Raw genomic sequence first — 8,201 nt, forward strand, 5'->3', positions numbered from 1 at the left:
AGCCACCTCGGAAGCTAACTGGAAACTTTTCTACAGGAATTAGCGCGAGACAACGAGTTTCTTCGTTTTTACGGGAGGTCACCGAGCGTCATCACCTGGCTGCTGATCTGCGAAGACAGGTGGCCAGGAACGTCCTGCGACTCTCGGCACACCACCTTTACACGATCCCGACCGACATGAAAACACGTATGGCGACAGAAGAAGCGATATACCTATTTACGGGCTACAAGACCATCGTCCACAATGACTAGTCAAGAGGCCGAGGCTTGACTGAAGCTCCTCACACGCATCAGGTTGTGCATGTGACCGAGCAAACGCTGGGCAGGCTGGCGGAGGAGTCGTGGGGCCGCTTCGACGACCACGACTCGGTGTACTACGAAGGCGTCTGGCACCGCAGTCACGCGCTCGCCGAGCGGGCGCGCCGGATGAGCGGCGGCTTCGCCGAGGCGGGCATCAGGCCGGGCGACCGGGTGGCCGTCATGATGGCCAACTCCCCCGAGGTGCCGATCGTCTACCAGGCGCTGTGGGCGGCGGGCGCGGTGGTGACGCCGGTGGTGTTCCTGGTGGGCGCGGAGGAGCTGCGCCACCTGCTGATCGACAGCGGCGCCGCCGCGATCGTCACCTCGCCAGAGCTGGCGCAGACCGTCCGCGCCGCGAACGCCGGCATCCCCGTCTACGAGGACACCGCGGAGCTGGAACGGGCGGCGGAACGCGGCCCCGTCGCCCGCGACCCCGGCGACCTGGCGGCGCTCCTCTACACCGGCGGCACCACCGGCAAGGCCAAGGGCGTCATGCTGAGCCACCACGGCCTGTGGCAGGTGGCCAAGGACGCCTTCGACCTGTCCCACCAGGAGGGCAGGAACCGCGCGCTGGTGCCCGTGCCGCTGTCGCACTCGTACGGGCTGATCATCACGGTCGCCTCGCTGCACGCCACCGAGCCGCAGCAGGCGGTGCTGATGCGCTGGTTCGAGCCGCGGGCGTTCCTGGACCTGGCCGCCGAGCAGCGCGTGCAGTACGGCACCGTCGTGCCGTCCATGATCCACCTCCTGCTCGCCGAGCCGCTGGAGGAGCACCCGCTGCCCGACCTGGCCTACCTGACCTGCGGCGCGGCGCCGCTCGGCAGGCAGACGCTGGAGGAGTTCGAGCGCCGGATGCCCGGCGTGCAGATCCTGGAGGGCTACGGGCTGACCGAGACCAGCGCGGTCACCACGTTCAACCCGCCGGGCAGGCGGCGGATCGGCAGCGTCGGCCTGCCGCTGGCCGGCTACACGATCACCATCCGCGACAGCGACGGCGAGGCGATGGAGATCGGCGACGTCGGCGAGGTCTGCGTCTCCGGCGACTCGCTGATGCTCGGCTACTGGGGCGAGCACCAGCCCGACCCCGAGGGCACCGCGCTGACCGGCAAGGAGCTGCGGACCGGCGACATCGGCTGCGTGGACGACGACGGCTACCTCTACATCGTGGACAGGAAGAAGGACCTGATCATCCGCGGCGGCTTCAACGTCTTCCCGCGCGACGTCGAGGACGCGCTCGACCGGCACCCCGACGTGGTGCTGTCGGGCGTCGTGGGCCGGCCCGACCCTCGCCTCGGGGAGGAGGTCGTGGCGTTCGTGCAACTCAGGCCGGATGCTACGGTGACCGCCGAGGAGCTGATCGAGTGGGCCCGCGAGCGGGTCGGGCGGGTGAAGTACCCGCGCGAGATCCGGTTCGTCGACTCCATCCCGCTGACGAGCGTGCTCAAGCTCGACCGCAAGGCGCTGCGCGGCAGGCTCGGCTAGGTCACCCCGGAGATCTCGCGCTCTCGGTCAGACGCATGTCAATTCCGTGATAAGTGTTGACCTGTCTGGAGGTGAGCATGAGTCAGGGTGACCCGTCGGGATATCCGTACCAGCCATATGGCGCGCCTTACGGCGAGCAGCCGCCCCCGCCGTACGGCTACGGCTACCCGCCTCCCCCGCGCAGCAACGGGCCCAGCGCCAACGCGATCGTCTCTCTGGTGCTCAACCTCTTCGCGCTGGTCTCCTGCTGCAACATCCTCGGGCTGCCCGGCGCGATCCTGGCGGGCCTGGCCATCAGCAAGTCCAGCAGCGAGCCCCAGGCGGCCCGCACCATGGTCATGTGGAGCTGGATCCTGTTCGGAGTGGGCTTCGTGCTCACCATCGGCACGTTCGTCGTCCTGGGCGTCAACGGCGCCTTCGACGAGTGACCAGGCGATCCTGAGGACTAATCCTGGCCCGCCCGTTGTTGGAGACTCGGAGCGGGGGCGCCGGGATCGAGAGACGATGGTCCTGTTGCGCCAGGCCCCCGTCTGAACCCCACGGAGACTGCCAGTGAGCGATGGACCGCTGATCGTCCAGTCGGACAAGACGCTGCTGCTCGAGGTCGACCACGAGCGGGCCGACGCCTGTCGTAAGGCGATCGCGCCGTTCGCCGAGCTCGAGCGCGCTCCAGAACACGTGCACACCTACCGGGTGACCCCGCTGGCGCTGTGGAACGCGCGCGCCGCCGGCCACGACGCCGAGCAGGTCATCGACGCGCTCATCAGCTTCAGCCGCTACCCGGTGCCGCACGCGCTGCTGGTGGACGTGGCCGAGACGATGGCCCGCTACGGGCGGCTGCGGCTGGAGAAGGACCCCGTTCACGGGCTCATCCTGACCTCCACCGACCGGGCCGTGCTCGAAGAGGTGCTGCGCTCGAAGAAGATCCAGCCGATGCTGGGCGAGCGGGTCGGCGCCGACACGGTCGCCGTGCACCCCAGCGACCGCGGCAACGTCAAGCAGGCCCTGCTCAAGCTGGGCTGGCCGGCCGAAGACCTGGCCGGGTACGTGGACGGCGAGGCCCACCCGATCACGCTGCGCCAGGACGGCTGGGAGCTGCGCCCGTACCAGCGGGAGGCGGCGGAGGCGTTCTGGAACGGCGGCTCCGGCGTGGTCGTGCTGCCATGCGGGGCGGGCAAGACCATCGTCGGCGCGGCGGCCATGGCGCACGCCAAGGCCACCACGCTCATCATGGTCACGAACACGGTCTCGGCCCACCAGTGGAAGACCGAGCTGCTCAAGCGCACGTCGCTGACCGAGGACGAGATCGGCGAGTACTCCGGCAACAAGAAGGAGATCCGCCCGGTCACCATCGCCACCTACCAGGTGATGACCACCCGCCGCAAAGGCGTCTACAGCCATCTGGAGCTGTTCGACGCCCGCGACTGGGGCCTGATCGTCTACGACGAGGTGCACCTGCTGCCCGCGCCGATCTTCCGGATGACGGCCGACCTCCAGGCCCGCAGGCGGGTCGGGCTCACCGCGACGCTGGTGCGCGAGGACGGGCGCGAGGGCGACGTGTTCTCGCTGATCGGCCCCAAGCGGTACGACGCGCCCTGGAAGGAGATGGAGAACCAGGGCTGGATCGCGCCCGCCGACTGCGTCGAGGTGCGCGTGACGCTGACGGACGAGGAGCGGCTGGCGTACGCGATGGCCGAGTCGGAGGAGCGTTACCGCTTCTGCGCCACCACGCCGTCCAAGACGCACGTCACCGAGGCCCTGGTCCGCCGCCACCTGGGTGAGCAGGTGCTGGTCATCGGCCAGTACATCGACCAGCTCGACGAGCTGGGCGAGCACCTGAACGCCCCGGTCATCAAGGGCGAGACCCGGGTGAAGGAGCGCGAGCGGCTCTACCAGGCCTTCCGCGACAAGGAGATCCAGGTGCTGGTGGTGTCGAAGGTGGCGAACTTCTCCATCGACCTGCCGGAGGCGACGGTCGCGATCCAGGTGTCGGGCACGTTCGGCTCACGCCAGGAGGAGGCCCAGCGGCTGGGACGGGTGCTGCGGCCCAAGTCCGACGGCGGGGGCGCGCGGTTCTACACGGTGGTCAGCCGTGACACGGTCGATCAGGAGTTCGCGGCGCACCGGCAGCGGTTCCTGGCCGAGCAGGGGTACGCGTACCAGATCATCGACGCCGACGACGTGCTGGGCGGGGTCTGAGGGTTGGGATGCCCGGCCGCTCGTCCTGAGCGGCCAGGCACTCAACGTGGCGTCACGTCCACGAGACTCCGCGGGCCGACATTCGAACCACCCCCCTCACCTGCGTACTATCACGCCGCCTGCGACATACCCTCATGATCCGGCAAACCCACCTGATATGCCCGAATTTTTCGGTATTCCCAGGTTCGTTGCAGGTTGCGCGGATCAGCGCACCAGGATGTCGCCTCAGCGCACCAGCACTGCCGTCTCAGCGCATGAGCACAGCCATCTCAGCTCACGAGCACTGCCGCCTCAGCGCACCAGCATGCCGCCGAGGAAGAGCACGCCCTCCGCCGCGATCCACGCCAGCACCCCGGCCCCCATCAGGCGCGAGAACGCCCGCGGATCATGCCGTGACCAGGGCAGCAACCAGGCGGCGGCCGTGCAGCAGGCGGCCAGCGCGGCGAACAGCCCCGACACGGTGGAGACCGTGCCCAGCCGCTGCGAGCACGCGGACGCGGCCTCGCCGCCCGCGCAGAACGCCTCCAGCCCCCACCCCGCGAACACCGACAGCCCCCACAGCGCCGCGAGCAGGAAGCTCGCGATCGTGGGGATGATCGGCGAGAACCGGAGCTGAATCCGCGCCACCTGTTATCCCTACCCTTCCCCTCGCCGGTAAAAGCTTTGGAGTCACGCGGAAGTCGCCACTAGACTGGCCGATTCGCTGCCTTTGACCACCTCCGTAAAGCACCAGGGAGGCGTTTTCGCATGCCCACACACAAGCTGGCACCCGACATACCCACCGATGTCCTCGCCGCCGAGCAGGCGCACCTCGCGGAATCCAGGGCCGCGCTCACGGCCATGCGCGCCCACGCGCAGTCGCTGTCCGCGGACGCGGCGGGCGACTGGGTCTCGCAGCAGATCCTCCAGTCGCTGCTCGACCAGCGGGTGGCCGCGCTCGCCGACCACCCGGACACGCCGCTGTTCTTCGGCAGGCTCGACCGCGCCGGCGGCGACGACCTGCCCGGCACCATCTACGTCGGCCGCCGCCACGTGCACGACGGCGGCAGCAAGCCGCTGGTCATCGACTGGCGGGCGCCGGTGTCCCGCGCGTTCTACCAGGCCAGCCCGTCCGACCCGATGGGGGTCGTGCGCCGGCGCCGCTTCGGCTACCACGGCGGCGAGCTCACGGCGTTCGAGGACGAGCCGCTCGGCGAGGGCGCCGAGATCGGCCCCTCGAAGATCCTGACCGAGGAGATCGAGCGCCCGCGCACCGGCCCCATGCGCGACATCGTCGCCACCATCCAGCCCGACCAGGACGAGATCGTCCGCGCCACGCTGGCCCAGACCGTGTGCGTCCAGGGCGCGCCGGGCACCGGGAAGACCGCCGTCGGCCTGCACAGGGCGGCCTACCTGCTGTTCACCCACCGCGAGCGGCTCGCCAGGTCCGGCGTCATGATCGTCGGCCCGAACCGCGCCTTCCTGTCCTACATCTCCTCCGTGCTCCCCGCACTGGGCGAGGTCAAGGTCGACCAGACCACGGTGGCCGGCCTGCTCGGCGAGCACTCGGCGCCCGAGGACCCGCTCGTCGCGGCGGTCAAGGGCGACGCCAGGATGGCCGCGGTGCTCGAACGCGCCCTCTGGCTGCACATCGTGAAGCCGACGGACGGCGTGGTGTTCACCAAGGGCGCCTACCGGTACAGGGTGGCCGACTACGAGGTCCGCGAGATCGTGGCCTCCTTGCGCGGCACCACCCGCTACAACCCGGGCCGGGCCGCGCTGGCGCAGCGCCTGGCCCACATGGTGCTGGTCAGGATGGAACAGCGCGGCGAGTCGCCCGACGACCGGGTGCAGGACGCGGTGGCCAGGTCGAAGCCGGTCAAGCAGCTCGTGGACGCGGTGTGGCCGAAGCTGACGCCCGAGCAGGTGCTGTACCGGCTGCTGTCCGACCCCGAGTTCCTCGCCACGGCCGCCAAGTCCGGCCTGACGCCCGAGGAGCGGGAGCTGCTCGGCTGGCGCAAGCCGTACCGGAGCTGGAAGTCCGCGAAGTGGACGGCGGCCGACGCCGCGCTCCTCGACGAGCTGCGCGACCTCATGGAGCGCACGCCCTCGCTCGGCCACCTCGTCGTGGACGAGGCCCAGGACCTGTCCGAGATGCAGCTCAGGGCGCTCGGACGGCGCTGCCGCAACGGCTCCGCCACCGTGCTCGGCGACCTCGCCCAGGGCACCACGCCGTGGTCCACCAGCTCGTGGGAGTCGGTGCTCGAACACCTCGGCCAGCGCGAGGGCGAGGTGACGGAGCTGACGCTCGGCTTCCGCGTGCCCCGCGAGGTCCTCGACTTCGCGGCCCGCCTGCTGCCGTCCATCGCCCCCGACCTGGCCGCCCCGCGCTCGCTGCGGCCCGGCGCCGGGTCGCTCACGGTCCGGCAGGGCCTCGCGGTGGCGCAGGCCGCCGGGGAGGCGCTGGCCAAGGAGGGCTCCATCGGCGTCATCGTGCCCGACGCGCTGATCGAGGAGGTCTCGACGGCGCTGGCGGGCCTGCCGCACGCCGTGCTCGATCCCGACTCCACGCAGGAGCACCGCCTCCTCATCGTGCCGGCCACGCTGGCCAAGGGTCTGGAGTACGACCACGTCATCGTCGTCGAGCCGGCGGACATCGTCGCGGCCGAGCCGAGAGGCCTGGCCCGCCTGTACGTGGTGCTGACTCGGGCCGTCACGTCGCTGACGGTGCTGCACGACAAGGCGCTCCCGGCGCAGCTCGTCGCATGACGAGCAAGGCACCCCCGGCGCGGTACGCGGCATGACGAGCGGCGGGCGCGGCCGCTTCTAGGATGGCTGAGCAAGCAGCCACTCACGCTAGGAGGATGCCGTGCCCGCACCCCTTCCCCACGAGTACCTGCCGCCGGTGCCCGAGCTCACGGTCGAGAGCGACGACATCCAGCACGGCCAGACGCTCGCCGACCTGCACGTCTTCAACGACTGGGGCATGACGGGCCAGAACCAGTCGCCCGGCCTGCGCTGGTCCGGCGCTCCCGAGGGCACCCGCGGCTACGCCGTCACCTGCTACGACCCCGACGCCCCCACGGGCAGCGGGTTCTGGCACTGGGTCCTGTTCGACCTGCCCGCCTCGGTCACCGAGCTGCCCACGGGCGCGGGCACGGCCCCCGACTTCAAGGGCCTGCCCGACGGAGCCGTGCACGCCCGCAACGACTACGGCAGCAAGGCGTACGGCGGCGCGGCCCCGCCCCCCGGCGACCCGCACCGTTACGTGTTCACGGTGCACGCGCTGGGCGTCGACAAGCTCGGCATCGACAGCGACGTCAGCCCCGCCGTGGCGGGCTTCAACATCACCGCGAACACGCTGGCGCGCGGTCACATCGTCGCCCAGTTCGGCATCTGAGCCGCCCGTCGCCGGGTGCCTGACCCGCGCGCGTCAGGCACCCGCGCGTCAGACACCCAGGCGTCAGACACCCGCGCGTCAGACACCCCGCGCGTCAGACACCTCGCGCGTCAGACACCCGTGCGTCAGGCACCCTGGCGGGTCAGCGGCCCAGCGCCGCCGCCGGGCAGCCCACGAGCTGCGGCAGCACCTCGTCCACGATCGGGATGCCGAGACCTGACTCGGGCGCGCAGATGGGCATGTGCAGCTCACGCGGGAGCACGATGGCGGGCGCCGACTCCCTGTCGAGGCGCACCCGTGTGCCCGGCTGGCCGGCGGCGTCCGACTTGGCCTCCATCTCCTCGGCGTGCGCCCGGTCCTCCATCGCGTCGGCGCGCGCCCTGGCCGCCAGCTCGTCGGCGTCCGCCTCGGCCTCCGCCTGCTCTCCTGCGTCCACCGGGACGAACAGGACGTCCGCCGGGGCGAACAGGGCGGACCAGTGATCGTCGGCCTGGGCCGGAGCGGCCACGGCGAGCGCGGCGGCGAGAGTGAGGGCCGCGACGCCGATATTACGTGTGCTGCGGAAAAGCACGTTCTGCTCCTTCGGTTGAGGTCGAGCGCCACCCACCTTCCCTCACTCCAAGTAATCGATCAATTGTGAAACGTAATAGCAGATAAACAAAACAAGAGCGGCCCGGAAAAACCCGGGCCGCTCTTCGTCCGTGCGACGGGATTAGACCTAGAAGTCCATGTCGCCGCCGCCCGGCATGGCCGGGGCGGCAGGGGTCTTCTCGGGCTTCTCCGCGATGACGGCCTCGGTGGTGAGGAACAGCGCCGCGATGGAGGCGGCGTTCTGCAGCGCC

The 8,201-nt window shown here is 70.3% G+C and carries 7 protein-coding genes; 5 read left to right on the top strand and 2 right to left on the bottom strand.

What is annotated here, in order from left to right:
• Window positions 1-302 precede the first annotated feature (302 nt).
• The 3 genes from ABD331_RS26130 (at window position 303) to ABD331_RS26140 (ending at window position 3,980) form a co-directional block, all read left to right on the top strand.
• Window positions 303-1,781 carry an AMP-binding protein gene (locus tag ABD331_RS26130; protein WP_344479681.1) on the top strand — a complete coding sequence of 493 codons (1,479 nt, stop codon included), beginning with the start codon at window positions 303-305 and terminating at the stop codon, window positions 1,779-1,781.
• Between the two features lie 77 nt (window positions 1,782-1,858).
• Window positions 1,859-2,209 (top strand): hypothetical protein, encoded by a 351-nt coding sequence (locus ABD331_RS26135; protein ID WP_344479684.1) that lies wholly within the window; start codon window positions 1,859-1,861, stop codon window positions 2,207-2,209.
• A gap of 124 nt (window positions 2,210-2,333) precedes the next feature.
• Window positions 2,334-3,980 carry a DNA repair helicase XPB gene (locus tag ABD331_RS26140; RefSeq protein WP_344479687.1) on the top strand — a complete coding sequence of 549 codons (1,647 nt, stop codon included), beginning with the start codon at window positions 2,334-2,336 and terminating at the stop codon, window positions 3,978-3,980.
• A gap of 291 nt (window positions 3,981-4,271) precedes the next feature.
• On the opposite strand, the gene ABD331_RS26145 is transcribed toward ABD331_RS26140, so the two are convergent.
• Window positions 4,272-4,607, bottom strand: coding sequence for a hypothetical protein (locus ABD331_RS26145; RefSeq protein WP_344479690.1), 336 nt, complete (start codon window positions 4,605-4,607; stop codon window positions 4,272-4,274).
• 120 nt (window positions 4,608-4,727) lie between these two features.
• On the opposite strand from ABD331_RS26145, the gene ABD331_RS26150 reads away from it, so the two are divergent.
• Window positions 4,728-6,728 (top strand): HelD family protein, encoded by a 2,001-nt coding sequence (locus tag ABD331_RS26150; protein ID WP_344479693.1) that lies wholly within the window; start codon window positions 4,728-4,730, stop codon window positions 6,726-6,728.
• 100 nt (window positions 6,729-6,828) lie between these two features.
• A complete protein-coding gene (locus ABD331_RS26155; RefSeq protein ID WP_344479696.1) occupies window positions 6,829-7,359 on the top strand; it encodes a YbhB/YbcL family Raf kinase inhibitor-like protein in 531 nt (176 codons plus the stop codon).
• Window positions 7,360-7,501: 142 nt separating this feature from the next.
• Here the strand turns inward: ABD331_RS26155 and ABD331_RS26160 are convergent, their stop codons facing one another.
• Entirely contained in the window at window positions 7,502-7,930 is a 429-nt protein-coding gene (locus ABD331_RS26160) for a hypothetical protein (RefSeq protein ID WP_344479699.1), read from the bottom strand.
• Window positions 7,931-8,201 lie beyond the last annotated feature (271 nt).

Source organism: Nonomuraea monospora (assembly GCF_039531895.1).
Classification (GTDB): Bacteria; Actinomycetota; Actinomycetes; order Streptosporangiales; family Streptosporangiaceae; genus Nonomuraea; species Nonomuraea monospora.